Source organism: Enterobacter vonholyi (assembly GCF_040834095.1).
Classification (GTDB): Bacteria; Pseudomonadota; Gammaproteobacteria; order Enterobacterales; family Enterobacteriaceae; genus Enterobacter; species Enterobacter vonholyi.
In genome coordinates this window covers 386,061-410,988 of the sequence record NZ_CP162152.1, presented here as the reverse complement: position 1 = coordinate 410,988, position 24,928 = coordinate 386,061, and the positions used below count along the sequence as shown (strand labels likewise).

General features: G+C 54.7%; 25 protein-coding genes, 1 tRNA gene and 2 rRNA genes. 15 read left to right on the top strand and 13 right to left on the bottom strand.

Going from position 1 to position 24,928, the window contains the following annotated elements; all coding sequences use genetic code 11:
• Window positions 1-70: 70 nt before the first annotated feature.
• Genes frdA through frdD form a run of 4 tightly spaced genes read left to right on the top strand, consistent with a single transcriptional unit; the run spans window position 71 to window position 3,364 of the window.
• A complete protein-coding gene (frdA, locus tag AB3N39_RS01935) occupies window positions 71-1,861 on the top strand; it encodes a fumarate reductase (quinol) flavoprotein subunit (RefSeq protein ID WP_136195723.1) in 1,791 nt (596 codons plus the stop codon).
• Window positions 1,854-2,588, top strand: a complete 735-nt coding sequence (locus tag AB3N39_RS01930; protein ID WP_023310124.1) for a succinate dehydrogenase/fumarate reductase iron-sulfur subunit — start codon at window positions 1,854-1,856, stop codon at window positions 2,586-2,588. Before frdA ends, AB3N39_RS01930 begins: the two co-directional genes overlap by 8 nt.
• Window positions 2,589-2,598: 10 nt before the next feature.
• Entirely contained in the window at window positions 2,599-2,994 is a 396-nt protein-coding gene (gene frdC / locus AB3N39_RS01925) for a fumarate reductase subunit FrdC (protein ID WP_133295394.1), read from the top strand.
• 10 nt (window positions 2,995-3,004) lie between these two features.
• Window positions 3,005-3,364 (top strand): fumarate reductase subunit FrdD, encoded by a 360-nt coding sequence (frdD, locus tag AB3N39_RS01920; protein ID WP_020882959.1) that lies wholly within the window; start codon window positions 3,005-3,007, stop codon window positions 3,362-3,364.
• Window positions 3,365-3,393: 29 nt separating this feature from the next.
• On the opposite strand, the gene ampR is transcribed toward frdD, so the two are convergent.
• Window positions 3,394-4,269, bottom strand: a complete 876-nt coding sequence (ampR, locus tag AB3N39_RS01915) for a LysR family transcriptional regulator AmpR (RefSeq protein WP_143344557.1) — start codon at window positions 4,267-4,269, stop codon at window positions 3,394-3,396.
• A gap of 132 nt (window positions 4,270-4,401) precedes the next feature.
• On the opposite strand from ampR, the gene AB3N39_RS01910 reads away from it, so the two are divergent.
• Both AB3N39_RS01910 and AB3N39_RS01905 read left to right on the top strand, forming a co-directional pair.
• A complete protein-coding gene (locus tag AB3N39_RS01910; protein WP_063860838.1) occupies window positions 4,402-5,547 on the top strand; it encodes a cephalosporin-hydrolyzing class C beta-lactamase MIR-14 in 1,146 nt (381 codons plus the stop codon).
• Window positions 5,548-5,652: 105 nt separating this feature from the next.
• Window positions 5,653-6,183 (top strand): lipocalin family protein, encoded by a 531-nt coding sequence (locus AB3N39_RS01905; RefSeq protein WP_045888999.1) that lies wholly within the window; start codon window positions 5,653-5,655, stop codon window positions 6,181-6,183.
• Here the strand turns inward: AB3N39_RS01905 and sugE are convergent.
• A complete protein-coding gene (sugE, locus tag AB3N39_RS01900) occupies window positions 6,180-6,497 on the bottom strand; it encodes a quaternary ammonium compound efflux SMR transporter SugE (protein ID WP_006178944.1) in 318 nt (105 codons plus the stop codon). The two genes, AB3N39_RS01905 and sugE, sit on opposite strands and share 4 nt — an antisense overlap.
• A gap of 261 nt (window positions 6,498-6,758) precedes the next feature.
• Between sugE and AB3N39_RS01895 the strand changes: the two genes are divergently transcribed.
• The gene (locus AB3N39_RS01895) at window positions 6,759-7,358 is read left to right on the top strand and encodes a LuxR C-terminal-related transcriptional regulator (protein WP_115876639.1); all 600 of its coding nucleotides are present in this window, start codon (window positions 6,759-6,761) and stop codon (window positions 7,356-7,358) included.
• Window positions 7,359-7,393: 35 nt separating this feature from the next.
• Here the strand turns inward: AB3N39_RS01895 and ecnB are convergent, their stop codons facing one another.
• The 3 genes from ecnB to efp form a co-directional block, all read right to left on the bottom strand.
• Window positions 7,394-7,540 (bottom strand): lipoprotein toxin entericidin B, encoded by a 147-nt coding sequence (gene ecnB, locus AB3N39_RS01890; RefSeq protein ID WP_003025482.1) that lies wholly within the window; start codon window positions 7,538-7,540, stop codon window positions 7,394-7,396.
• 108 nt (window positions 7,541-7,648) lie between these two features.
• Window positions 7,649-7,780 (bottom strand): entericidin A/B family lipoprotein, encoded by a 132-nt coding sequence (locus tag AB3N39_RS01885; RefSeq protein WP_024907352.1) that lies wholly within the window; start codon window positions 7,778-7,780, stop codon window positions 7,649-7,651.
• Between the two features lie 58 nt (window positions 7,781-7,838).
• Entirely contained in the window at window positions 7,839-8,405 is a 567-nt protein-coding gene (gene efp / locus AB3N39_RS01880) for an elongation factor P (protein WP_008502940.1), read from the bottom strand.
• A 40-nt stretch (window positions 8,406-8,445) separates the two neighbouring features.
• Between efp and epmB the strand changes: the two genes are divergently transcribed.
• On the top strand, window positions 8,446-9,474 hold the full coding sequence (gene epmB, locus AB3N39_RS01875) for an EF-P beta-lysylation protein EpmB (RefSeq protein WP_111965409.1): 1,029 nt from the start codon (window positions 8,446-8,448) through the stop codon (window positions 9,472-9,474).
• A 47-nt stretch (window positions 9,475-9,521) separates the two neighbouring features.
• On the opposite strand, the gene AB3N39_RS01870 is transcribed toward epmB, so the two are convergent.
• From AB3N39_RS01870 to AB3N39_RS01860, 3 genes are all read right to left on the bottom strand, one after another.
• On the bottom strand, window positions 9,522-9,875 hold the full coding sequence (locus AB3N39_RS01870; RefSeq protein ID WP_023310115.1) for a DUF4156 domain-containing protein: 354 nt from the start codon (window positions 9,873-9,875) through the stop codon (window positions 9,522-9,524).
• 134 nt (window positions 9,876-10,009) lie between these two features.
• Window positions 10,010-11,653, bottom strand: a complete 1,644-nt coding sequence (groL, locus tag AB3N39_RS01865; protein ID WP_023310114.1) for a chaperonin GroEL — start codon at window positions 11,651-11,653, stop codon at window positions 10,010-10,012.
• Between the two features lie 31 nt (window positions 11,654-11,684).
• On the bottom strand, window positions 11,685-11,978 hold the full coding sequence (locus AB3N39_RS01860) for a co-chaperone GroES (RefSeq protein ID WP_003855929.1): 294 nt from the start codon (window positions 11,976-11,978) through the stop codon (window positions 11,685-11,687).
• 179 nt (window positions 11,979-12,157) lie between these two features.
• On the opposite strand from AB3N39_RS01860, the gene yjeH reads away from it, so the two are divergent.
• Entirely contained in the window at window positions 12,158-13,408 is a 1,251-nt protein-coding gene (gene yjeH / locus AB3N39_RS01855) for an L-methionine/branched-chain amino acid transporter (protein WP_143344555.1), read from the top strand.
• A 24-nt stretch (window positions 13,409-13,432) separates the two neighbouring features.
• Here yjeH and AB3N39_RS01850 read toward each other — a convergent pair whose 3' ends face one another.
• The gene (locus AB3N39_RS01850) at window positions 13,433-13,897 is read right to left on the bottom strand and encodes an FxsA family protein (protein WP_023616652.1); all 465 of its coding nucleotides are present in this window, start codon (window positions 13,895-13,897) and stop codon (window positions 13,433-13,435) included.
• 334 nt (window positions 13,898-14,231) lie between these two features.
• Here AB3N39_RS01850 and aspA point away from each other — a divergent pair, with 334 nt between their 5' ends.
• From aspA to AB3N39_RS01825, 5 genes are all read left to right on the top strand, one after another.
• Window positions 14,232-15,668, top strand: a complete 1,437-nt coding sequence (gene aspA / locus AB3N39_RS01845) for an aspartate ammonia-lyase (RefSeq protein WP_003855923.1) — start codon at window positions 14,232-14,234, stop codon at window positions 15,666-15,668.
• A gap of 115 nt (window positions 15,669-15,783) precedes the next feature.
• Window positions 15,784-17,085 carry an anaerobic C4-dicarboxylate transporter gene (locus AB3N39_RS01840; protein ID WP_024907357.1) on the top strand — a complete coding sequence of 434 codons (1,302 nt, stop codon included), beginning with the start codon at window positions 15,784-15,786 and terminating at the stop codon, window positions 17,083-17,085.
• 113 nt (window positions 17,086-17,198) lie between these two features.
• Complete coding sequence (cutA, locus tag AB3N39_RS01835; protein WP_111965412.1) at window positions 17,199-17,522, top strand: divalent cation tolerance protein CutA; 324 nt, start codon at window positions 17,199-17,201, stop codon at window positions 17,520-17,522.
• Window positions 17,498-19,189, top strand: a complete 1,692-nt coding sequence (locus AB3N39_RS01830) for a protein-disulfide reductase DsbD (RefSeq protein WP_252093323.1) — start codon at window positions 17,498-17,500, stop codon at window positions 19,187-19,189. Before cutA ends, AB3N39_RS01830 begins: the two co-directional genes overlap by 25 nt.
• 49 nt (window positions 19,190-19,238) lie before the next feature.
• A complete protein-coding gene (locus AB3N39_RS01825; protein WP_248175599.1) occupies window positions 19,239-19,814 on the top strand; it encodes a transcriptional regulator in 576 nt (191 codons plus the stop codon).
• Here AB3N39_RS01825 and AB3N39_RS01820 read toward each other — a convergent pair.
• Both AB3N39_RS01820 and AB3N39_RS01815 read right to left on the bottom strand, forming a co-directional pair.
• The gene (locus tag AB3N39_RS01820) at window positions 19,811-20,401 is read right to left on the bottom strand and encodes a LysE family translocator (protein WP_248175597.1); all 591 of its coding nucleotides are present in this window, start codon (window positions 20,399-20,401) and stop codon (window positions 19,811-19,813) included. The two genes, AB3N39_RS01825 and AB3N39_RS01820, sit on opposite strands and share 4 nt — an antisense overlap.
• Before the next feature lie 37 nt (window positions 20,402-20,438).
• Complete coding sequence (locus tag AB3N39_RS01815) at window positions 20,439-21,284, bottom strand: AraC family transcriptional regulator (RefSeq protein WP_133293614.1); 846 nt, start codon at window positions 21,282-21,284, stop codon at window positions 20,439-20,441.
• A 170-nt stretch (window positions 21,285-21,454) separates the two neighbouring features.
• Between AB3N39_RS01815 and AB3N39_RS01810 the strand changes: the two genes are divergently transcribed.
• Window positions 21,455-21,530 (top strand) — tRNA-Phe (locus AB3N39_RS01810).
• 235 nt (window positions 21,531-21,765) lie between these two features.
• Here the strand turns inward: AB3N39_RS01810 and rrf are convergent.
• Both rrf and AB3N39_RS01800 read right to left on the bottom strand, forming a co-directional pair.
• Window positions 21,766-21,881, bottom strand: a 5S ribosomal RNA gene (rrf, locus tag AB3N39_RS01805).
• Between the two features lie 72 nt (window positions 21,882-21,953).
• A 23S ribosomal RNA gene (locus tag AB3N39_RS01800) occupies window positions 21,954-24,858 on the bottom strand.
• Window positions 24,859-24,928: the final 70 nt, after the last annotated feature.

Here is a 24,928-nt window from a genome sequence, read left to right as displayed (position 1 = left end):
CGTCCTTTTGGACGGGTGAACTACCTTTAGTTTGTCGCGTTGCGAAATAACAAAAATCTGGAGGAATGTCGTGCAAACTTTTCAAGCCGATCTTGCCGTAATAGGCGCTGGCGGGGCTGGATTACGTGCTGCGATTGCTGCAGCACAAGCTAATCCCAACGCTAAAATCGCATTGATTTCAAAAGTCTATCCAATGCGTAGCCACACTGTGGCAGCAGAAGGAGGATCCGCCGCCGTTGCGCAGGATCATGACAGCTTTGAATACCATTTCCACGACACGGTTGCAGGGGGCGACTGGCTTTGCGAACAGGATGTCGTTGACTACTTTGTGCATCATTGTCCAACGGAAATGACCCAGCTTGAACAGTGGGGATGTCCGTGGAGCCGCCGTCCGGACGGCAGCGTCAACGTTCGCCGCTTTGGCGGAATGAAGATTGAACGCACCTGGTTCGCCGCTGATAAAACCGGCTTCCACATGCTGCACACCCTGTTCCAGACCTCCCTTCAGTTCCCACAAATTCAGCGCTTCGATGAACATTTCGTCCTCGACATTCTGGTTGATGACGGACACGCGCGCGGCCTGGTGGCGATGAATATGATGGAAGGCACGCTTGTCCAGATCCGCGCCAACGCGGTAGTGATGGCGACGGGCGGTGCGGGTCGCGTTTATCGTTATAACACCAACGGCGGCATCGTCACCGGTGACGGCATGGGCATGGCGCTCAGCCATGGCGTACCCCTGCGCGATATGGAGTTCGTCCAGTATCACCCAACCGGCCTGCCAGGCTCCGGCATTCTGATGACGGAAGGCTGCCGCGGTGAGGGCGGTATTCTGGTCAACAAAAACGGCTACCGCTATCTGCAGGATTACGGCATGGGCCCGGAAACCCCGCTCGGCGAGCCGAAGAACAAATACATGGAACTTGGCCCGCGCGACAAAGTCTCTCAGGCCTTCTGGCACGAGTGGCGCAAAGGCAACACTATCTCCACGCCGCGAGGCGACGTCGTTCACCTCGACCTGCGTCATCTGGGCGAGAAGAAGCTGCTGGAACGTCTTCCGTTCATCTGCGAGCTGGCAAAAGCCTACGTTGGCGTCGACCCGGTGAAAGAGCCGATTCCGGTACGTCCAACGGCGCACTACACCATGGGCGGGATCGAAACCGACCAGCAGTGCGAAACCCGAATTAAAGGCCTGTTCGCCGTCGGCGAGTGTTCCTCTGTGGGCCTGCACGGCGCCAACCGTCTTGGGTCTAACTCGCTGGCAGAGCTGGTCGTCTTTGGCCGCATGGCGGGCGAGCGCGCGATGGAGCGGGCGGCTACCGCAGGCGAAGCCAACGGTGCCGCACTGGATGCGCAGGTTACAGACGTTGAAAAACGCCTGAAAGATCTGGTGAACCAGGAGGGTAACGAGAACTGGTCTAAGATCCGCGACGAGATGGGCCTGTCGATGGAAGAAGGCTGCGGTATCTACCGTACGCCAGAGCTGATGCAAAAAACCGTCGACAAGCTGGCGGAACTGCAGGAGCGCTTCAAGCGCGTGCGCATCACCGATACCTCCAGCGTATTCAACACCGACCTGCTCTACACTATCGAGCTGGGCCACGGACTGAACGTAGCGGAATGTATGGCGCACTCTGCGCTGGCGCGTAAAGAGTCGCGTGGAGCCCACCAGCGTCTGGACGAAGGCTGCACCGAACGTGACGACGTCAATTTCCTGAAACACACTCTCGCCTGGCGCGATGCGGATGGCACCACACGTCTGGACTACAGCAACGTGAAAATCACCACGCTGCCGCCGGCTAAACGCGTGTACGGTGCAGAAGCAGAAGCCGCCGAGAAGAAGGAGAAGGCGAATGGCTGAGATGCAAAAAATGAAGGTTGAAGTGGTGCGCTACAATCCGGAAGTGGACGCCGCACCGCACAGCGCTTTCTATGAAGTCCCTTATGATGAGCAAACCTCCCTGCTGGATGCGCTCGGCTATATCAAAGACAACCTGGCGCCAGACCTGAGCTACCGCTGGTCCTGCCGCATGGCAATCTGCGGATCCTGCGGCATGATGGTCAACAAAGTGCCGAAGCTGGCCTGTAAGACCTTCCTGCGCGAATACACCAAGGGCATTAAGGTCGAAGCGCTGGGCAACTTCCCGATTGAACGCGATCTGGTGGTCGATATGACCCACTTTATCGAAAGCCTGGAAGCCATTAAGCCATACATCATTGGTAACCCGCGCACGCCGGATCAGGGGCCAAACACCCAGACGCCGGCGCAGATGGCGAAATACCATCAGTTCTCAGGCTGCATCAACTGCGGTCTTTGCTACGCCGCCTGTCCACAGTTTGGCCTGAACAAGGAGTTCATCGGCCCGGCCGCCATTACCCTGGCGCACCGCTATAACGAGGACAGCCGCGATCACGGTAAAAAAGAACGTATGGCGCAGCTCAATAGCCAGAACGGCGTCTGGAGCTGTACCTTTGTGGGTTATTGCTCCGAAGTCTGTCCGAAGCACGTCGACCCGGCCGCCGCAATTCAGCAGGGTAAAGTGGAAAGCTCGAAAGACTTTCTTATCGCTACCCTGAAACCACGCTAAGGAGTGCATGATGACGACTAAACGCAAAGCCTACGTGCGGCCTGTGCCGTCAACCTGGTGGAAAAATCTGCCGTTTTATCGCTTCTACATGCTGCGTGAAGGCACGGCGGTACCGGCGGTCTGGTTCAGCCTTGAGCTGATGTACGGCGTTTTTGCCCTCAAGCATGGCCCGGAAGCCTGGGCCAGCTTCGTCGGTTTCCTGCAAAACCCGATCATTGTTGTTCTGAACCTGATCGTGCTCGCGGCCGCGCTGCTTCATACCAAAACCTGGTTTGAGCTGGCGCCAAAAGCGGCGAACATCATCGTAAAAGACGAGAAAATGGGGCCAGAGCCGGTGATTAAAGGGCTCTGGGCAGTGACGATTCTGGTCACTGTGGTCATTCTGTTTGTCGCACTGTACTGGTAAGGAGACTACTGTGATCAATCCAAATCCAAAACGTTCTGACGAGCCGGTCTTCTGGGGTCTGTTTGGCGCAGGCGGCATGTGGAGTGCCATCATCGCCCCCGTCATCATACTGCTGGTCGGCATTATGCTACCGCTGGGGCTCTTCCCGGGAGATGCGCTGGGCTACGAACGCGTACTGGCGTTCGCGAGCAGCTTTATCGGCCGCGTGTTCATCTTCCTGATGATCGTCCTGCCGCTGTGGTGTGGCCTGCACCGTATTCACCATGCGATGCATGACCTGAAAATCCATGTCCCGAGCGGGAAATGGGTTTTCTACGGTCTGGCAACCATCCTGACCGTAGTAACGCTGATTGCCGTGGTCACCATCTGACGCTTCAGGCCCGCCATCAGGCGGGCCTTTTATTTCTGCATCTTCCCCACCAGCCACTGGGCAAACTCGCGCATTGCGGGCGTTTCTGCCCGTGACTGCAGCCTCGTGAGCCAGTAGCTGCCGAGGTCAATCTGCGTTGCAAATGGCTGCACGATGCGCTCGCTGTTCAGCAGATGGGTGAACATATCGACAGGGGCAATCGCGATGCCCGTACCTGCCTGCGCGGCTTCCAGCATGGTGATGGACGAATCAAATACCATTACCCGGTGCGTCGGTGAAGGCGGATTTTCACCCGCAGCCTGCATCCAGGCTGTCCACTCGTCGCGCCGGTAAGAGCGCAGGAGGGTAAACTTCAGGATATCGGCAGGGGTGTGCAACGCGGCAGCAATGTCAGGTGTGCAAAGCGGCGCAAGCGGTGCGGGGCAAAGAAACGTCGCTTCCGTGCCGTGCCACGCCCCGCCGCCATAACGAATGGCGTAATCAAGTCCTTCAGCCGCCGGATCGACACGGTTGTTATGGGTGGAAAGCTGAAGATCAATATGCGGATAGCAGCGGCGGAAGTCCGCGAGCTGCGAGAATAACACCCCCGTCGCAAATGTCCCGACCACGCCAATTTTGAGCTTCTCCTGCGCGCGCTGGCTGGCAAAGCGATCCAGCATTCCGGCGATACGATCGAACGAGTCATTCAGCACCGGCAGCAAATTCTCGCCTTCGGTAGTCAACATCAGCCCTCGCGAAACGCGAACGAAAAGCTGGCAGTTAAGGTGCTGCTCCAGCGTCTTGACGTGCTGGCTAATCGCGGAATGGGTGACATTCAGCTCAATAGCGGCATGCGTAAAACTGAGGTGCCTGGCGGCTGCTTCAAACGCCCGCAGGGAGTTCAGAGGAAGATAGCTGCGCGTCATGGTCTCGTCCGTTAGAAAAATTAACAGCTAATGCTAAATTTAACCGTTTGTCAGCCATAGTCAAATCCAACAGACTACAGCGGTCTGACGGGCCCGGACACTCCCTTGAACTGCTATTACGGAAGATAACTGATGATGACAAAATCCCTAAGCTGTGCCCTGCTGCTCAGCGTTGCCAGCTCTGCATTCGCCGCACCGATGTCCGAAAAACAGCTGGCTGAGGTGGTGGAACGTACCGTTACGCCGCTGATGAAAGCGCAGGCCATTCCGGGCATGGCGGTGGCGGTGATTTATCAGGGTCAGCCGCACTACTTTACCTTCGGTAAAGCCGATGTTGCGGCAAACAAACCCGTCACCCCACAAACCTTGTTCGAACTAGGTTCTATAAGTAAAACCTTCACCGGCGTACTGGGTGGCGATGCCATTGCTCGCGGTGAAATATCGCTCGGCGATCCGGTGACAAAATACTGGCCTGAACTGACGGGCAAGCAGTGGCAGGGCATTCACATGCTGGAGCTGGCAACCTATACCGCAGGCGGTCTGCCGTTACAGGTACCGGATGAGGTCACGGATAACGCCTCTCTGCTGCGCTTTTATCAAAACTGGCAGCCGCAGTGGAAGCCGGGCACCACGCGTCTTTACGCCAATGCCAGCATCGGTCTTTTTGGCGCGCTGGCGGTTAAACCTTCCGGCATGAGCTATGAGCAGGCCATGACGACGCGAATCTTTAAGCCGCTCAATCTGAACCATACCTGGATTAACGTTCCGAAAACGGAAGAGGCGCATTACGCCTGGGGATACCGCGACGGTAAAGCGGTCCACGTTTCGCCAGGAATGCTGGATGCAGAAGCCTATGGCGTAAAAACCAACGTGCAGGATATGGCAAGCTGGGTGATGGTCAACATGAAGCCGGACTCGCTTCAGGATAGTTCACTCAGGAAAGGCATTGCCCTGGCGCAGTCTCGCTACTGGCGCGTGGGGGCCATGTATCAAGGGTTAGGTTGGGAAATGCTTAACTGGCCGGTCGATGCCAAAACCGTGGTTGAAGGCAGCGACAATAAGGTGGCGCTGGCACCGCTGCCTGCGAGAGAAGTGAATCCACCGGCACCGCTGGTCAACGCGTCCTGGGTCCATAAAACAGGCTCAACCGGCGGGTTTGGCAGCTACGTGGCATTTATTCCTGAAAAACAGCTCGGCATTGTGATGCTGGCGAATAAAAGCTATCCGAACCCTGCCCGCGTTGAGGCGGCATACCGTATCCTCGACGCGCTGCAGTAAAACATTGCCGGGTGGCGCTGCGCTTACCCGGCGAAACACACCGCACAAAAACCACATTTTCCTTGCCGTCATCTACACTTAACAAAAAACAGTAAGGAAACTCCTATGCGCATTCTGCCTGTTATCGCCGCGGTGACAGCCGCGTTTTTAGTGGTTGCCTGCAGTTCCCCTACCCCACCGCCTGGCGTTACCGTCGTCACGCCTTTTGATGCACAACGCTTCCTTGGAACATGGTATGAAATCGCGCGCCTCGACCATCGGTTTGAGCAGGGCTTAGAGAAGGTCACTGCAAATTACAGCCCGATGGATGATGGCGGTATTCAGGTGATCAACCGGGGCTATAATCCCGATCGGGAGATGTGGCAGCAGTCGATTGGGAAAGCGTACTTCACGGGCGACCCGCGACGGGCCGCGCTAAAAGTCTCTTTCTTTGGCCCGTTTTATGGTGGCTATAACGTGATCGCGCTCGACAGAGAGTACCGTCACGCGCTGGTCTGCGGGCCGGATCGCGACTATCTGTGGATACTTTCCCGCACGCCAACTATTTCGTCAGAAATGAAACAGCAGATGCTGGACGTCGCGACCCGGCAAGGGTTTGATGTGTCAAAACTGATCTGGGTAAAACAACCCCATTAATGGGTGCTGAGCTTAAGCCCAATGATCCCCGCTACAATCAAGGCGAGGCTGGCGATACGCGCCAGACTCGCTGACTCTCCCAGTAGCAGAATGCCGGTGATGGCGGCCCCCACCGCACCAATGCCCGTCCAGACGGCATAAGCCGTTCCCACAGGTAGCGAGCGCATCGCCCAGGATAACAGGACAATACTCACGATCATCGCGGTTACGGTAATAACGCTGGGCGTCAGGCGGGTAAATCCGTGGGTGTACTTGAGACCAATCGCCCAAACCACTTCGAGCAGACCGGCAATAAAAAGAATGATCCAGGACATTTCAGGCTCCTTAACTTAATAGAAGTTGGGGCCGTCCCCGGTGAAAGAAACGCTTACGGGTCGTCCCGTAAGGCAGAGATTACGCCCCATATTTTGGTTAGCGTGCTATTTTTTTTCAATCTTTTTTTGCTGAACACGTTAAGGCAAGAAATAGCCGCAGTATGGCGCGTAGTTCCGGCATTTAGCACTCATCCGACTTCTCTATGATGATGTGCTTTCTGATGGCAGGAAGCCAAACCACTAGCCGACTGCGAATAAAATATGTTCAAAATTCTCTTGATTGACCGTTGTCACTTTACCCGCACGGGGTTTGAAGCATGGCTCAATCATTCCGGTTTGTTCCCGGGACACTACGTTGTGACCGGGCTGAATAATCTGTTCCTTGCCAGGGAGCACATTCTGCAATGGAAACCCACGCTGGTTATCGCCGATTTGTACGGCTTCAGGCAGGATATTCATCATTTTCAGCAGCTCTCGTCTTTGCTCAACGCCAGTGAACGCTTACCGTTTATTTTGCTGCAATCGGGAGAGGACAACGGCATGACAGACTGGCTCGGACACTTCCCGGTGTGGTCGTCGCTGTTGAAAAACGCCAGTCTCGAAGAAGTGGCAACGACTATAAATGATGCATTAACCTCGCGCTCATGCGCTGAAAGGCCCACGGCAGCCGCCCCCTTGCTGACCCGGCAGGAAGAGAAAGTGCTTACATTATGGATGGACGGCGCGAGCAATCAAAAGATTGCTGCCCACCTGAGTATCAACGGAAAAACGGTCTATACCTATAAACGCAATATCCGCATGAAATTGCATATGGATACGCGTTTTTCTCCGTTCTTATCCCTGCAGGAATCAAAAAGCTGACGGTACGAAACGGCTGGTCTCGTACCGTGGGTTAATTACTGCTGAGCTTTAGTTGCCGCACCAGAGATTGCGCTACCACCTTCAGAAATATCCTGACCAACGCCACGCGTGGTATTACAGGCTGTTAATACTGAAGAAAGTACCAGGACTGAAAAGATCGCTGCAATTGTCTTCTTAACCATAATATCTTCCTTTTATAGCCAAAGTTGTTTTGTGTATAGCAACTTAAGGATAGACAAGATCCCGCCGGATGACGGAAAAGGAAGCATTTTTAGGAAAATTAGACGAACTTAGCTGGCGGCGTGAGAAATGATATGACCGAGATCCTGGATATCTTGTCCCATTCCACGGGTGGTGTTACAGCCGGAAAGCAATGCACTGGAAAGCGCTAACAGAAGCAGAATTTTAACGGTACGTTTCATCATCCCTGCCTGCAAAAATCAGGCGCAGCGGGCGCTGCGCCTTCAATCATGACGTAAATTACTTCACGCGGGACACGTATTCGCCGGAGCGGGTATCCACTTTGATCACTTCGCCAGTCTGTACGAACAGTGGAACTTTAACCACTGCGCCGGTAGACAGTTTGGCTGGTTTACCGCCGGTACCTGCGGTATCACCTTTCAGACCTGGATCGGTTTCAACGATTTCCAGTTCTACGAAGTTTGGTGGGGTCACAGCGATAGGCTGACCGTTCCACAGGGTTACGATGCACTCAGCCTGGTCCAGCAGCCATTTAGCGCTATCACCTACCGCTTTCTCATCAGCAGACAGCTGTTCGAAAGTGGAGTTGTTCATGAAATGCCAGAACTCGCCATCGTTGTACAGATAGGTCAGGTTCATATCAACAACATCAGCGCCTTCAGCGGAGTCAGTAGACTTGAAGGTTTTCTCAACACGGGTACCGGTCAGCAGACGGCGCAGCTTAACGCGTGCGAATGCCTGGCCTTTACCTGGTTTAACGAATTCGCTGGCTTCAACCGCGTACGGTTCGCCGTCCATCATGATTTTAAGACCAGCACGAAAATCGTTGCTATAGTACGTTGCCATAAGGCCCTCTAAATTTGTTAACTGGTAGCTAAGCCACAAAATGGCGCATATTGTAACCCTAAACACCCCGTCCAGAGAAGATTGGTTATCGCAACTTGCCGATGTAATCACCAGTCCTGATGAATTGCTGCGTCTTTTAGACCTCGATCAGCACCCAGAGTTGCTTGCTGGCCGCGAGGCAAAGCGCCTTTTCGCCCTGCGCGTTCCCCGTGCGTTTGTGGCGCGGATGGAGAAAGGCAACCCCGACGATCCGCTATTAAAACAAACGCTTACTTCGCAGGATGAGTTTATCACCGCGCCGGGATACAGCACCGATCCGCTGGAAGAGCAGAACAGCGTGGTGCCTGGTTTACTGCACAAATATCTCAACCGTGCCCTGCTGCTGGTAAAGGGCGGCTGCGCGGTAAATTGTCGTTATTGCTTCCGTCGGCACTTCCCATATGCCGAAAACCAGGGCAATAAACGCAACTGGCAGGTCGCGCTGGACTATATTGCCGCCCACTCAGAGCTGGATGAGATTATTTTTTCCGGAGGCGATCCGCTGATGGCAAAAGATCACGAGCTGGACTGGCTGCTGACACAGCTGGAAGCCATCCCGCACATTAAACGTCTGCGCATTCATAGCCGTTTGCCGATTGTTATTCCCGCGCGGATCACCGACGGACTGGTGTCACGCCTGGAGCAGTCAAGATTGCAGGTGCTGCTGGTGAACCATATCAACCACGGGAACGAAATTGACGATGATTTTCGCGCGGCGATGGCGCGTCTGCGTAAAGCGGGCGTAACGCTGCTGAACCAGAGCGTGCTGCTGCGCGGCGTGAATGACAGCGCCCGCGTGCTGGCTGACCTGAGCAATGCCCTGTTTGATGCGGGCGTGATGCCCTATTACCTGCACGTGCTGGATCGCGTTCAGGGCGCGGCCCATTTCATGGTAACGGATGAAGAAGCCCGGCAGATTATGCGCGAACTGTTAACGCTAGTTTCAGGCTATATGGTGCCGAAGCTGGCACGGGAGATTGGCGGAGAGCCGAGCAAGACGCCGCTGGATTTGCAGCTGCGACAGCACTAGTTTCCCCTCACCCTAACCCTCTCCCACAGGGAGAGGGGAAAAGGCAATCAGTTCGGGCACTTGTAGACCTGGCCGTTCATCTGGCTGGCGGTCGGCACGAAGCTGGACAGCATACTCTGCGTTGGGCTGCTCACGCCGTAAATGACGTTACCGCCCATTGCCGCAGCCTGGTTACGCAGGGCATTCGCCGCACCGCGCATCGAGCCACCTTCTTCGCCATGCTGACCTGACATCCAGTTGCTTTGCTCACCGGTTGCCGTGCCTAACAGCTGGCATTCACTGCCAGGCTTATCTTCCACAAAGCGAACGCCCTGGCCCGCTGCCGACAGCTCATTGCTGGAGCTACAACCCGCCAGCAGCAATGCTGCCCCTACAATCCCTGCACAGACTTTTACGCGCATGTTATTCCTCGTTTTCAATAAGCTGGACAGTAGTTGTCCGTGTGTAAATCTTATACCTAAAAGATGACCAAAAGAAAAACCCCCGAGCATTTCTGCCCGGGGGTTTTTCACATTCTACGACGTAGAGCGCACGATTACATCATGCCGCCCATACCGCCCATGCCGCCCATACCAGCAGCACCTAAATCAGGCGCATCGCCTTTAGGCAGGTCGGTCACCATGCACTCGGTGGTAATCATCAGACCAGCAACAGAGGCCGCATACTGCAGAGCAGAACGGGTCACTTTAGTTGGATCCAAGATACCGAAGTCGATCATGTTGCCGTATTCTTCAGTTGCTGCGTTGTAACCGTAGTTACCTTCGCCCGCTTTCACGTTGTTCGCAACCACAGATGGCTCTTCACCGGCGTTAGAAACGATCTGACGCAGAGGGGCTTCCATTGCGCGCAGCGCAACTTTGATACCTACGTTCTGGTCTTCGTTCTGAGCGGTCAGGCCAGCCAGTTTAGCGGCAACACGCACCAGCGCGACACCACCACCAGCAACCACGCCTTCTTCTACCGCAGCACGGGTCGCGTGCAGAGCATCGTCAACGCGTGCTTTTTTCTCTTTCATTTCAACTTCGGTAGCAGCACCGACTTTGATTACCGCAACGCCGCCTGCCAGTTTCGCTACGCGCTCCTGCAGTTTTTCACGGTCGTAATCAGAAGTCGCTTCTTCGATCTGCTTACGGATCTGACCAACGCGGCCCTGAATAGCGGCTTCTTCACCCACGCCATCGATGATGGTGGTGGTGTCTTTGTTGATCACAACGCGTTTCGCCTGGCCCAGGTCTTCCAGGGTCGCTTTTTCCAGCTCCATACCGATCTCTTCAGAGATCACGGTACCGCCAGTCAGGGTAGCGATATCCTGCAGCATCGCTTTACGGCGATCGCCGAAGCCAGGTGCTTTAACCGCAGCCACTTTCACGATACCGCGCATGGTGTTAACCACCAGGGTCGCCAGCGCTTCGCCTTCAACGTCTTCAGCGATGATAACCAGAGGCTTGCCTGCTTTCGCAACGGCTTCCAGTACTGGCAGCATTTCGCGGATGTTGGAGATTTTCTTATCAGCCAGCAGGATGAACGGGCTTTCCAGCTCAACAGCGCCAGTTTCTGGCTTGTTGATGAAGTATGGGGACAGGTAACCGCGGTCGAACTGCATACCTTCTACCACGTCCAGTTCGTCTTCCAGACCGGTACCGTCTTCAACGGTGATTACGCCTTCTTTACCGACTTTGTCCATCGCTTCAGCGATCAGTTTACCTACGGTTTCGTCGGAGTTAGCGGAGATAGTACCAACCTGAGCAATGGCTTTAGAGTCAGAGCACGGCACGGACAGCGCCTTCAGTTCTTCAACAGCGGAGGCGACAGCTTTGTCGATACCACGTTTCAGATCCATTGGGTTCATGCCCGCAGCAACGGCTTTCAGACCTTCGGTGATGATCGCCTGCGCCAGAACGGTCGCGGTGGTGGTACCGTCACCTGCAGCGTCGTTCGCTTTAGAGGCAACTTCTTTCACCATCTGAGCACCCATGTTTTCGAACTTGTCTTCCAGCTCGATTTCACGTGCTACAGAAACACCATCTTTGGTGATGGTTGGCGCGCCGAAGGATTTATCCAGCACTACGTTGCGGCCTTTCGGGCCCAGAGTCACTTTAACTGCATCTGCCAGTACGTTTACGCCGCGGAGCATTTTTACACGAGCGTCGTTACCGAATTTTACGTCTTTAGCTGCCATGTTCTTATTTCCTCAAATTCTCGTGCGTAAATTACGCTTCAACAATTGCCAGAATGTCGCTCTCGGACATGATCAACACTTCTTCATTGTCGATCTTCTCGGATTTCACGCCGTAGCCATCGTTGAAAATTACGATGTCACCAACTTTAACGTCCAGCGGCTGCACAGTTCCGTTTTCCAGGATGCGGCCCTTACCGACAGCGATGATTTCGCCACGCGTTGATTTGGCTGCTGCAGAACCGGTCAGAACGATGCCGCCAGCAGACTTGGTTTCAACTTCTTTACGTTTGACGATCACACGATCATGTAACGGACGAATACTCATTGATAGCTCTCCTTTGAGAAAGTCATTATCAGTTATGGATGACGCCGGCCCGCATGCGGTTTTCCGACTAGTGCCCTGAGAGATGGGGATAGCTTTTTCCCCCTTCAAGGGGGAGTTGAAAAAAAAATTTGCGAAAGTGTTACCATCGCCTCTCTTTTGGTACTGGCAGGGCGATGTCAATGAGTGGACTCAAGCAGGAGTTGGGACTGGCGCAGGGCGTCGGACTGCTCTCAACCTCCTTGTTAGGTACGGGCGTGTTTGCCGTACCCGCACTGGCGGCGCTGGTGGCTGGAAATAACAGCCTGTGGGCGTGGCCGGCGCTGATTGTATTGGTTTTCCCGATAGCCATTGTGTTTGCCATCCTGGGGCGGCATTTCCCCAGCGCGGGCGGCGTGGCGCACTTTGTCGGACTGGCCTTTGGCCCGCGGCTGCAGCGTGTAACCGGCTGGCTGTTTCTCTCCGTCATTCCGGTTGGCCTTCCTGCGGCGTTGCATATTGCGACCGGATTTGGTCAGGCGCTGTTTGGCTGGCATAACGAGCAGTTATTGCTGGCCGAGCTGGGTACGCTGGCAATCGTATGGTGGGTGGGCTCTCGCGGCGCCAGCTCGAGCGCCAACCTGCAGACGCTGGTTGCGGTGCTGATTGTCGCGCTCGTTGTCGCTATCTGGTGGGCGGGCGATATCACCATCAAGGAAATTCCCTTCCCTGCGCTGACAGACGTCGACCATTCACAGCTTTTCGCCGCGCTCTCCGTCATGTTCTGGTGTTTTGTCGGCCTGGAAGCCTTTGCCCATCTGGCGTCTGAATTTAAGCAGCCTGAACGTGATTTCCCCCGCGCCCTGATGATAGGCCTGCTGCTGGCTGGCACGGTCTATTGGGCGTGTACCGTGCTGGTCTTACACTTCCACGCGTTCGGAGCGGATCTCGCCGCCGCGGCATCGCTGCCGGGTATCGTGGTTGATCTGTTTGGCGTGAAGGCGCTGTGGATAGCCTGCGTCATCGGCTATCTGGCCTGTTTTGCCAGCCTCAACATTTATATCCAGAGCTTTGCCCGTCTGGTGTGGTCGCAGGCGCTCGACAAACCTGAGAATCTCCTCGCGCGCCTGTCTAAACGCCAGCTTCCGCTGAATGCCCTGAATGCCGTACTGGGCTGCTGCGTGGTGAGCACGCTCTGTATTTACGCACTGAAGATTAATCTGGACGCGCTGATCGTCTACGCCAACGGCATTTTCATCATGATCTACCTGTTGTGCATGCTGGCGGGATGCCGTTTGCTAAAAGGTCGCTATAAAGCTCTGGCGGTCGTCGGGGGTGTGCTTTGCCTGCTGCTGCTGGCGATGGTGGGCTGGAAGAGTTTGTACGCAATTGTCATGCTGGCAGGGCTGTGGGTGTTTTTGCCGAGGCGCGGTGCGCTCCCGGAGGCCCGGTAAGCGAAGCGCCACCGGGCAAAAACATTACCGATCGTCTTTATGGTCTAAACGGTCGTGCTGTTCATCCTTACGCTGATACTCCCCTTCGAAGGTATCGCCCGGTCCGGTGCTAAATCCGCCCCCCGGCATTCGGCTAAAGCGCAGATGCGGCAGCAGCTTCATGGTCAGGTGTTTTTGCACCGGCGGCAGAAGCAGCAGCAGGCCGAGGAAGTCAGTGAAGAACCCCGGCAGGATCAGCAGCAGCCCCGCAATAATCAACGACACGCTTTTGATCATCTCTTCCGCCGGGCTTTCCCCTGCGGCCATCTTCTGCTGCATTATCAGGAAATTTTTGAAACCCTGATTACGCACCAGCGACATGCCGATGACGGAGGTGAAAATCACGAGAATCAGCGTCAGCAGGACGCCCAGCACATGGGCAACCTGAATAAAAATGGAAATCTCAATGTAAACATAGAGGAAGAAAGCAATAAACGGTATCCAGCGCACTGGCATCTCCTGTATGGCAAGGGCCATCGGCCCCTGTCTGAATGTGTTCGCGACGCGCGTTTGTATGAAATGGTGACGGTTAGCGAAAATTCAATCAGTTTGCACGGATATTTTTTTTGGAAATTTTAAAGCGGTGACCCATTTCACAGATTAATAATTATCATGGAATCGGCTCGATAATAAGTGATCCAGCTTACGGCAATTCGCTATCATCAGCATATGATCTCGAGCATCTGGCTGATTGAGGGAATAATCGTCGGCCAGAAAATATTCAAAACCACATAAATACTGTGTGTTTAGTACAATCCATCGGCAGCTTGAAAAGAAGGTTCACATGTTAAACAACATTCGTATCGAAGAAGACTTGTTGGGTACCAGGGAAGTTCCAGCGGATGCCTACTACGGTGTCCACACTCTGAGAGCGATTGAAAACTTCTACATCAGCAACAGCAAAATCAGCGACATCCCTGAGTTTGTCCGTGGCATGGTGATGGTGAAGAAAGCCGCAGCACTGGCCAACAAAGAGCTGCAAACCATTCCTAAAAGCGCGGCAAATGCGATTATCGCAGCCTGCGATGAAGTGCTGAACAACGGCAAATGCATGGACCAGTTCCCGGTTGACGTCTATCAGGGCGGCGCGGGCACCTCCGTCAACATGAATACTAACGAAGTACTGGCAAACATTGGCCTGGAGCTGATGGGTCACCAGAAAGGTGAATACCAGTACCTGAACCCGAACGACCACGTCAACAAATGCCAGTCCACCAACGACGCCTACCCAACCGGCTTCCGAATTGCGGTGTATGCCTCCGTGGTGAAACTGGTGGATGCGATTAACCAGCTGGGCGATGGCTTCCAGCGTAAAGCGGTTGAGTTCCAGGACATTCTGAAAATGGGTCGTACCCAGCTGCAGGATGCGGTGCCGATGACCCTCGGTCAGGAATTCCACGCGTTTAACGTACTGCTGAACGAAGAGACCAAAAACCTGCTGCGTACCTCCGAGCTGCTGCTGGAAGTGAACCTGGGCGCCACCGCTATCGGTACGCGTCTGAACACCCCGGATGGCTATCAGCAACTGGCGGTACAGAAGCTGGCTGAAGTGTCCAACCTGCCGGTTGTGCCTGCAGAAGACCTGATTGAAGCGACCTCCGACTGCGGCGCCTACGTCATGGTACACAGCGCGCTGAAACGTCTGGCGGTGAAACTGTCCAAAATCTGTAACGACCTGCGCCTGCTCTCTTCCGGTCCGCGCGCTGGCCTGAATGAAATCAACCTGCCAGAACTGCAGGCGGGTTCATCCATCATGCCGGCCAAAGTGAACCCGGTGGTGCCAGAAGTGGTGAACCAGGTTTGCTTCAAAGTCATCGGTAACGATACGACCGTGACCATGGCCTCTGAAGCGGGTCAGCTGCAGCTGAACGTGATGGAGCCGGTGATTGGCCAGGCGATGTTTGAATCTATCCACATCCTGACGAACGCCTGCTACAACCTGCTGGAAAAATGCATTAACGGCATCACGGCGAATAAAGAAGTCTGTGAAGGTTATGTCTACAACTCCATCGGGATCGTCACCTACCTCAACCCGTTCATCGGTCACCACAACGGCGACATCGTCGGTAAGATTTGTGCCGAAACCGGTAAGAGCGTACGTGAAGTAGTACTGGAGCGCGGGCTGTTGACCGAAGCCGAGCTGGACGATATCTTCTCGGCCCAAAACCTGATGCACCCGGCATATAAAGCGAAACGATATACCGATGAAAGCGAACAGTAACCGTTCAGGCTAGGCTTCTTAAGGCACGTCACTTGTGACGTGCCTTTTTTCTTTTTAGGCGTTACCAAAATACAACAATTCAATATCAACTTGTTAATAAGCAAGGCAGGTCCTTATGTTTGGAGCAGAACTCGTCATCGTCTTGTTGGCGATTTATTTGGGAGCACGACTCGGGGGTATCGGCATCGGTTTTGCCGGCGGTCTTGGAGTGCTCGTTCTTACCCTTATCTTTCAGATTAAACCCGGCGCTATACCGTTCGACGTTATCGAAATCATCATGGCTGTTATTGCCGCTATTGCCGCCATGCAGGTGGCAGGCGGTATGGACTACCTGGTAAGCCTGGCGGAGCGTATGCTGCGCCGCCATCCAAAATACATTACCTTCCTTGCTCCGCTGGTGACATGGTTTATGACCATTCTCGCCGGTACTGGCCACACCGCTTTCTCCACGTTACCGGTGATTACCGAAGTGGCGAAAGAACAGGGTATCCGTCCGTCGCGTCCGCTCTCCATTGCGGTCGTCGCGTCCCAGATCGCCATTACCGCTTCACCGATTTCCGCGGCGGTGGTCTTCTTCGCCGGTATCCTTGAGCCGATGGGCGTGAGCTACCTGACGCTGCTGGCGATCTGTATCCCGGTGACGCTGATCGCGGTGATGATTACCGCCGTGCTGTGTAACTTCCTCGGCGCTGAACTGAAAGACGATCCGGTTTATCAGGAGCGTCTGGCAAAAGGTGAAGTGAGCCTGCGCGGCAGTCAGGTTTTCGAACTGAAGCCACACGCGAAACGCTCCGTGCTGCTGTTCCTGATTGGTATCGTTGCCGTCATGTTCTACGCGACCGCCATCAGCGATACCGTAGGTCTGATCCAGAACCCGGTTCTGCCGCGTAACGAAGCGATTGTGGTGTTTATGCTGACCATCGCCACGCTGATTAGCATCACCTGTAAAATTGATACCAGCGAAGTGCTGAACGCCAGCACCTTTAAATCCGGTATGAGCGCCTGCGTGTGCGTGCTGGGTGTGGCGTGGCTCGGTGATACTTTCGTGAAAGCGCACATTAGCGACATTCAGACCGTGGCCGGGGACCTGCTGCACAACTATCCATGGCTGCTGGCGGTCGTGCTGTTCTTTGCTGCGACCCTGCTTTACTCTCAGGCCGCGACCACCAAAGCGCTGATGCCTGCGGCACTGATGCTGGGCGTAACGCCGTTGACCGCCATCGCCTCGTTTGCTGCTGTCTCCGCCCTGTTCGTGCTGCCTACCTACCCAACTCTGCTGGCGGCTGTAGAGATGGATGACACCGGCTCAACCCGTATCGGTAAGTATGTGTTTAACCATGCGTTCCTGATCCCGGGCGTGGTCGCCATTTCACTTTGCGTGATCCTCGGCTTTATCATCGGTGGCGTGGTGCTGTAAACCGCTCCCGGTTGTAAAAATAGTTAAAATCGGGCCGCTCTGCGGCCCGTTTCATTAATGACCAACCGCCTTGCGTGATATAGTTAAACCTTTCGTGATGAGGAGGTCGACTTGTGAACACGCCTGATGCTGTTGTCGTACTTTGTACCGCCCCTGATGAAGCCTCTGCCCAGGATCTCGCCGCTAAAGTGCTGGCCGAAAAACTGGCAGCCTGCGTTACGCTCCTCCCCGGTGCCACCTCTCTTTACTATTGGGAAGGTAAGCTGGAGCAAGAGTACGAGGTCCAGATGTTGCTCAAAACCAATCTGGCAAATCAGCAGGCACTCCTGGACTGCCTCAAATCTCATCATCCTTACCAAACCCCGGAGCTGCTGGTGGTGCCAGTGGTTCATGGCGATAACGACTATCTCTCATGGCTCAACGCTTCCTTACGCTGATTCTGCTGCTGTGCAGCACATCAGTATTTGCCGGGTTATTTGACGCGCCCGGCCGTTCGAACTTCATCCCTGCCGACCAGGCGTTTGTTTTCGATTTTCAGCAAAACCAGCATGACCTTACGCTCAACTGGCAGGTGAAAGAGGGCTATTACCTCTATCGCAAGCAGGTGAGCATTACGCCTGCTCAGGCCAGCGTGGGCGCATTACAGATGCCCGCTGGCGAGTGGCATGAAGATGAGTTTTACGGCAAAAGCGAGATCTATCGCCAGCGCCTGAACGTGCCTGTTACGGTGAATCAGGCGGATAAAGGCGCGACGCTGACGGTGACCTATCAGGGGTGCGCGGATGCCGGATTCTGCTATCCGCCGGAAACGAAGGTTGTTCCGCTCAGCGAAGTGAAAGCGGCTGCTGCAGTTTCCCCTCTCCCCTCGGACGAGAAGAGCGAAGACCGCGCAGACCTTCCATTCTCGGCGCTCTGGGCCTTCCTGATTGGGATTGGCATTGCCTTTACACCCTGCGTGCTGCCCATGTATCCGCTCATCTCTGGCATCGTGCTGGGCGGCAAACAGCGCCTTTCCACAGCCCGCGCGCTGCTGCTGGCCTTAATTTACGTGCAGGGTATGGCATTGACCTACACGGCCCTTGGACTTGTGGTTGCCGCTGCCGGGTTACAGTTCCAGGCTGCACTGCAGCATCCTTATGTGCTGATTGGCCTGTCGGCGATATTTATCCTGCTGGCGCTGTCGATGTTTGGCCTGTTCACGCTGCAGTTGCCCTCCTCGCTGCAAACCCGCTTAACGCTGATGAGTAATCGCCAGCAGGGTGGTTCGGCAGGCGGCGTGTTCGCAATGGGTGCCATTGCCGGGCTGATTTGTTCCCCTTGCACCACCGCGCCGCTTAGCGCCATCCTGCTCTATATCGCCCAGAGCGGAAACATGTGGCTCGGCGGCGGAACGTTGTACCTGTATGCCCTGGGCATGGGTCTGCCGCTGATTCTGGTCACGGTTTTCGGCAATCGACTGCTGCCGAAGAGCGGCCCGTGGATGGAAACGGTGAAAACCGCATTTGGCTTTGTCATTCTGGCGCTGCCGGTGTTCCTGCTGGAGCGTATCATCGGTGACGTCTGGGGTATGCGCCTGTGGGCAATGCTCGGGGTAGCGTTCTTTACCTGGGCGTTTATCGTCAGCCTGGGGGCGAAAAAAGCGTGGATGCGTCTGGTACAAATCCTGCTGCTGGCTGCCGCGCTGGTAAGCGTGCGTCCTCTTCAGGACTGGGCGTTCGGCTCGCCGGTCGGCCAGACGCAGGCGCATTTGAACTTCATCCAGATTAAGAACGTTGATGAGCTCAGCAGCGCGCTCGTACAGGCAAAAGGCAAACCGGTGATGCTCGATCTCTATGCCGACTGGTGCGTCGCCTGCAAAGAGTTTGAAAAATACACCTTTAGCGATCCACAGGTGCAAAATGCCCTGAAAGAGACTGTTCTGCTCCAGGCAAACGTGACAGCCAACAAAGCCCAGGATAAGGCTCTGCTGAAGCAGCTTAACGTCCTCGGACTGCCAACCATTCTTTTCTTCAATCAACAGGGCCAGGAGCAGCCAGAAAAGCGTGTAACCGGGTTTATGGATGCAGCGGCATTTAGCGCGCATTTGCGCAATCGCCAACCGTAAACAACACTTTAAACGGGACAAACCGTTGGGAATAGCGGAGGAGATAACCGTGCAACGTGAAGACGTACTGGGACAAGCCCTGCAATTACTTGAGATTCAAGGGATCGCCAGCACCACGCTTGAGATGGTAGCCGACCGTATCGATTACCCCCTGGATGAGCTTAAGCGCTTCTGGCCGGATAAAGAGGCGCTACTCTATGATGCCCTGCGCTATCTCAGCCAGCAGGTTGATATCTGGCGCAGGCAGCTGATGCTGAATGAAGAACTGACTGCGGAGCAGAAGCTGCTGGCGCGCTATACCGCCCTGACGGAATGTGTCAGCAACAACCGGTACCCGGGTTGTCTGTTTATCGCCGCCTGCACTTATTTTCCCGACCCTGGGCATCCTATCCACCAGTTAGCAGATCAGCAAAAACGGGCGGCTCATGACTTCACCCATGAGCTGTTAACCACCCTGGAAGTCGACGATCCGGCGATGGTGGCGAAGCAGATGGAACTGGTGCTGGAAGGTTGCCTCAGCCGCATGCTGGTAAACCGTAGCCAGGCCGATGTGGATACAGCGCACCGCCTGGCGGAAGATATTCTGCGCTTTGCTCGGTGCCGTATGGGCGGGGCACTGACCTAAGCCAGCATGCCAGCCCAGGCAGAGACGATAAGACACAGCGCCATCAGGCGTTGAAACCGCACCATCGCTACGGTGGTGCGAAAAATTCGGTTCACCGCTTTACCCAGCCACGCCCAGCACATCAAACAGGCTATTGAGATCAGCAGAAACCATAGCGCCATTAGCGCAATATCCCGCAATGCCTGATCGCCAGCAGGCGCAAACAGACTGACGACGGCCAGCGCCATCATCCAGGTTTTAGGGTTCACGATCTGCAGCAGTGCAGCCGCCTTAGCGGTAAATTGGATATGGTTCTCAGCGCAGAGACGAGCGGCCGGGGCGCGAAACAGCTGCCAGCTCATCCAGCTTAGCCACAGCACGCCTGTCCAGCTCATGAGCTGACGTATTAGAGGATACTGACGCAGCACTTCCCCTGCGCCGGCGCCTGATATCAGCACAATCGCACTGGCCGCGATACACCCGCCCAGAATAGCTGGTACGGTATTTTTAACGCCAAAGCGCTGGCTGTTCGTCAGCACCAGAATATTGGTTGGCCCCGGCGTAATGGAGGCGACAAAGGCGAACAACAGAAAGGGTATCAAACTCACAGGTGGCTCCTTTTTTATTAGAGCCATGAATGTGCCGCTATTTTTTGGAAACGTCTGGAAGGTTTGTGCACAACCTGCGGTAGTGTGCAGGAGAGATACGGTAAGCCCGCTGAAACCAGCGCCCCAGATGGCTTTGATCGGCAAATCCCACTGCGGCAGCCACATCAACAGGCTGGTCGCCACACGCAAGCAGCTGTCGGGCCTTTGCCAGACGCAGTTGAATAAGCCATGCGTGAGGCGCCAGGTTGAACTCGCGCTTAAAACAGCGCGTCAGGGTGAAGCGATCGGTGCCCGTCTCGCGCGCAAGGTCTGATAGCCCTACGTTCTCGCCGATATGAGCATAGAGATAGTCGCGCGCACGGTACGCCACGGCAGCACTTTGTAACTGCGACGGCAGCTTTTTACGCCAGTGGCAATGGGCGGTGATCCGGGAGAGCAGATTATCCATTGCGCTCTGCTGAACGATCTTCAACTCATTATTATGCAGGGTGGAAAATGTCTCGCCGATAGCGCGCACCAGCTGCGGCTCCCGCGTCAGCGTTTGGGCAAAGTGGAGTGAATAACTCCCGGGAGTAGATTCGTAAAGCCCCTGTAGCGCACGGATAAGCCAGCGCTCATCAAGATAGAAGGTCAGATAGGTAAAACCACCCTCTACAGGCGCATCTCCGTCGTGGATTTCACCAGGCTCGAGGAGGAAAGCGTCGCCCGGCTGGCTGCGATGACGCTCACGGCGGCAGTGAAACTGCTGCGTGCCGGAGAGGGTTATCCCTACCAGGTAGCTATCGTGCCAGTGCGGATCAAATGCATGCCCTTCGAAATGCGCTTTAATCGTCTCAATACCCGTATCTGCATGCTGACGCAGTTCAAGCCAGTCATTCACCATTACTGCCCTCCTCTTACTATCAGCATTGCCGTATTACACTGGTTCTGTCTGGAAGATTTGTGCATTTTCGCGGCGAAAGCGGACAGATTGCCGTAAACTTAAGCAGTTGAACAGCTTTTCCCGAAATAATGTTGACGATAGCGCGTGATTGCGGTTTAATGCGCTCCGTTGCCCGGATAGCTCAGTCGGTAGAGCAGGGGATTGAAAATCCCCGTGTCCTTGGTTCGATTCCGAGTCCGGGCACCACTATTTAAAGAACCCAGCCTATGGCTGGGTTTTTGCTTTTCTGCGTTTATAAATCCCTTCTTTGTATTCTTGTTTCTCTTTGTCGTGGGATCGTGCGGTCTGTATTGCCAATTTGCAGCTTTGCCTTATCGGGCCTACTAAACCCGTAGATCCGGCAAGCGCAGCGACACCGTTTTTTTCTGAGCACAAAGCAAAAAACCCCGCACCTTTCGGTACGGGGTTCTTCTATTTTGATGCCTGGCAGTTCCCTACTCTCACATGGGGAGACCCCACACTACCATCGGCGCTACGGCGTTTCACTTCTGAGTTCGGCATGGGGTCAGGTGGGACCACCGCGCTAAAGCCGCCAGGCAAATTCTGTTAAATCTGTATCAGGCTGAAATTGATTGTTCTGTCTCTTCGCCAAAACACCTTCGGCGTTGTAAGGTTAAGCCTCACGGTTCATTAGTATCGGTTAGCTCAACGCATCGCTGCGCTTACACACCCGACCTATCAACGTCGTCGTCTTCAACGTTCCTTCAGGAGACTTAAAGTCTCAGGGAGAACTCATCTCGGGGCAAGTTTCGTGCTTAGATGCTTTCAGCACTTATCTTTTCCGCATTTAGCTACCGGGCAGTGCCATTGGCATGACAACCCGAACACCAGTGATGCGTCCACTCCGGTCCTCTCGTACTAGGAGCAGCCCCCCTCAATTCTCCAGCGCCCACGGCAGATAGGGACCGAACTGTCTCACGACGTTCTAAACCCAGCTCGCGTACCACTTTAAATGGCGAACAGCCATACCCTTGGGACCTACTTCAGCCCCAGGATGTGATGAGCCGACATCGAGGTGCCAAACACCGCCGTCGATATGAACTCTTGGGCGGTATCAGCCTGTTATCCCCGGAGTACCTTTTATCCGTTGAGCGATGGCCCTTCCATTCAGAACCACCGGATCACTATGACCTGCTTTCGCACCTGCTCGAGCCGTCACTCTCGCAGTCAAGCTAGCTTATGCCATTGCACTAACCTCCTGATGTCCGACCAGGATTAGCTAACCTTCGTGCTCCTCCGTTACTCTTTGGGAGGAGACCGCCCCAGTCAAACTACCCACCAGACACTGTCCGCAACCCGGATCACGGGTCTACGTTAGAACACCAGCCATTAAAGGGTGGTATTTCAAGGACGGCTCCACGCAGACTGGCGTCCACGCTTCAAAGCCTCCCACCTATCCTACACATCAAGGACCAGTGTTCAGTGTCAAGCTATAGTAAAGGTTCACGGGGTCTTTCCGTCTTGCCGCGGGTACACTGCATCTTCACAGCGAGTTCAATTTCACTGAGTCTCGGGTGGAGACAGCCTGGCCATCATTACGCCATTCGTGCAGGTCGGAACTTACCCGACAAGGAATTTCGCTACCTTAGGACCGTTATAGTTACGGCCGCCGTTTACCGGGGCTTCGATCAAGAGCTTCGCGTTGCCGCTAACCCCATCAATTAACCTTCCGGCACCGGGCAGGCGTCACACCGTATACGTCCACTTTCGTGTTTGCACAGTGCTGTGTTTTTAATAAACAGTTGCAGCCAGCTGGTATCTTCGACTGATTTCAGCTCCACCCGCAGGGGCTTCACCTACATATCAGCGTGCCTTCTCCCGAAGTTACGGCACCATTTTGCCTAGTTCCTTCACCCGAGTTCTCTCAAGCGCCTTGGTATTCTCTACCTGACCACCTGTGTCGGTTTGGGGTACGATTTCGTGTTACCTGATGCTTAGAGGCTTTTCCTGGAAGCAGGGCATTTGTTACTTCAGCACCGTAGTGCCTCGTCATCACACCTCAGCGTTAATAAGGTACCGGATTTACCTGGAACCTCCGCCTACATGCTTAAACCGGGACAACCGTCGCCCGGCTAACATAGCCTTCTCCGTCCCCCCTTCGCAGTAACACCAAGTACAGGAATATTAACCTGTTTCCCATCGACTACGCCTTTCGGCCTCGCCTTAGGGGTCGACTCACCCTGCCCCGATTAACGTTGGACAGGAACCCTTGGTCTTCCGGCGAGCGGGCTTTTCACCCGCTTTATCGTTACTTATGTCAGCATTCGCACTTCTGATACCTCCAGCATGCCTCACAGCACACCTTCAACGGCTTACAGAACGCTCCCCTACCCAACAACACATAGTGTCGCTGCCGCAGCTTCGGTGCATGGTTTAGCCCCGTTACATCTTCCGCGCAGGCCGACTCGACCAGTGAGCTATTACGCTTTCTTTAAATGATGGCTGCTTCTAAGCCAACATCCTGGCTGTCTGTGCCTTCCCACATCGTTTCCCACTTAACCATGACTTTGGGACCTTAGCTGGCGGTCTGGGTTGTTTCCCTCTTCACGACGGACGTTAGCACCCGCCGTGTGTCTCCCGTGATAACATTCTTCGGTATTCGTAGTTTGCATCGGGTTGGTAAGCCGGGATGGCCCCCTAGCCGAAACAGTGCTCTACCCCCGAAGATGAGTTCACGAGGCGCTACCTAAATAGCTTTCGGGGAGAACCAGCTATCTCCCGGTTTGATTGGCCTTTCACCCCCAGCCACAAGTCATCCGCTAATTTTTCAACATTAGTCGGTTCGGTCCTCCAGTTAGTGTTACCCAACCTTCAACCTGCCCATGGCTAGATCACCGGGTTTCGGGTCTATACCCTGCAACTTAACGCCCAGTTAAGACTCGGTTTCCCTTCGGCTCCCCTATACGGTTAACCTTGCTACAGAATATAAGTCGCTGACCCATTATACAAAAGGTACGCAGTCACACCACGAAGGTGCTCCCACTGCTTGTACGTACACGGTTTCAGGTTCTTTTTCACTCCCCTCGCCGGGGTTCTTTTCGCCTTTCCCTCACGGTACTGGTTCACTATCGGTCAGTCAGGAGTATTTAGCCTTGGAGGATGGTCCCCCCATATTCAGACAGGATACCACGTGTCCCGCCCTACTCTTCGAGTTCACAGCCTGTGTGCTTTCGTGTACGGGACTGTCACCCTGTACCGTGCGACTTTCCAGACGCTTCCACTAACACACAAGCTGATTCAGACTCTGGGCTGCTCCCCGTTCGCTCGCCGCTACTGGGGGAATCTCGGTTGATTTCTTTTCCTCGGGGTACTTAGATGTTTCAGTTCCCCCGGTTCGCCTCGTTAACCTATGTATTCAGTTAACGATAGTGCAACGAATTGCACTGGGTTTCCCCATTCGGACATCGCCGGGTCAAAGGTTCATATCACCTCGCCGGCGCTTTTCGCAGATTAGCACGTCCTTCATCGCCTCTGACTGCCAGGGCATCCACCGTGTACGCTTAGTCGCTTAACCTCACAACCCGAAGATGTTTCACTTCTGATTGCGAAAATTTGAGAGACTCAAACACACCATTAAAGATGTG

Bases quoted from the DNA above. Each gene is read 5' to 3' on its own strand.
- AB3N39_RS01930 (WP_023310124.1), top strand. From the start codon at position 1,854: ATGGCTGAGATGCAAAAAATGAAGGTTGAAGTGGTGCGCTACAATCCG.
- frdC (WP_133295394.1), top strand. From the start codon at position 2,599: ATGACGACTAAACGCAAAGCCTACGTGCGGCCTGTGCCGTCAACCTGG.
- ampR (WP_143344557.1), bottom strand. From the start codon at position 4,269: ATGACGCGCAGCTATCTTCCTCTGAACTCCCTGCGGGCGTTTGAAGCA.
- AB3N39_RS01910 (WP_063860838.1), top strand. From the start codon at position 4,402: ATGATGACAAAATCCCTAAGCTGTGCCCTGCTGCTCAGCGTTGCCAGC.
- AB3N39_RS01905 (WP_045888999.1), top strand. From the start codon at position 5,653: ATGCGCATTCTGCCTGTTATCGCCGCGGTGACAGCCGCGTTTTTAGTG.
- sugE (WP_006178944.1), bottom strand. From the start codon at position 6,497: ATGTCCTGGATCATTCTTTTTATTGCCGGTCTGCTCGAAGTGGTTTGG.
- AB3N39_RS01895 (WP_115876639.1), top strand. From the start codon at position 6,759: ATGTTCAAAATTCTCTTGATTGACCGTTGTCACTTTACCCGCACGGGG.
- ecnB (WP_003025482.1), bottom strand. From the start codon at position 7,540: ATGGTTAAGAAGACAATTGCAGCGATCTTTTCAGTCCTGGTACTTTCT.
- AB3N39_RS01885 (WP_024907352.1), bottom strand. From the start codon at position 7,780: ATGAAACGTACCGTTAAAATTCTGCTTCTGTTAGCGCTTTCCAGTGCA.
- efp (WP_008502940.1), bottom strand. From the start codon at position 8,405: ATGGCAACGTACTATAGCAACGATTTTCGTGCTGGTCTTAAAATCATG.
- epmB (WP_111965409.1), top strand. From the start codon at position 8,446: ATGGCGCATATTGTAACCCTAAACACCCCGTCCAGAGAAGATTGGTTA.
- AB3N39_RS01870 (WP_023310115.1), bottom strand. From the start codon at position 9,875: ATGCGCGTAAAAGTCTGTGCAGGGATTGTAGGGGCAGCATTGCTGCTG.
- groL (WP_023310114.1), bottom strand. From the start codon at position 11,653: ATGGCAGCTAAAGACGTAAAATTCGGTAACGACGCTCGTGTAAAAATG.
- AB3N39_RS01860 (WP_003855929.1), bottom strand. From the start codon at position 11,978: ATGAGTATTCGTCCGTTACATGATCGTGTGATCGTCAAACGTAAAGAA.
- yjeH (WP_143344555.1), top strand. From the start codon at position 12,158: ATGAGTGGACTCAAGCAGGAGTTGGGACTGGCGCAGGGCGTCGGACTG.
- aspA (WP_003855923.1), top strand. From the start codon at position 14,232: ATGTTAAACAACATTCGTATCGAAGAAGACTTGTTGGGTACCAGGGAA.
- AB3N39_RS01840 (WP_024907357.1), top strand. From the start codon at position 15,784: ATGTTTGGAGCAGAACTCGTCATCGTCTTGTTGGCGATTTATTTGGGA.
- AB3N39_RS01830 (WP_252093323.1), top strand. From the start codon at position 17,498: ATGGCTCAACGCTTCCTTACGCTGATTCTGCTGCTGTGCAGCACATCA.
- AB3N39_RS01815 (WP_133293614.1), bottom strand. From the start codon at position 21,284: ATGGTGAATGACTGGCTTGAACTGCGTCAGCATGCAGATACGGGTATT.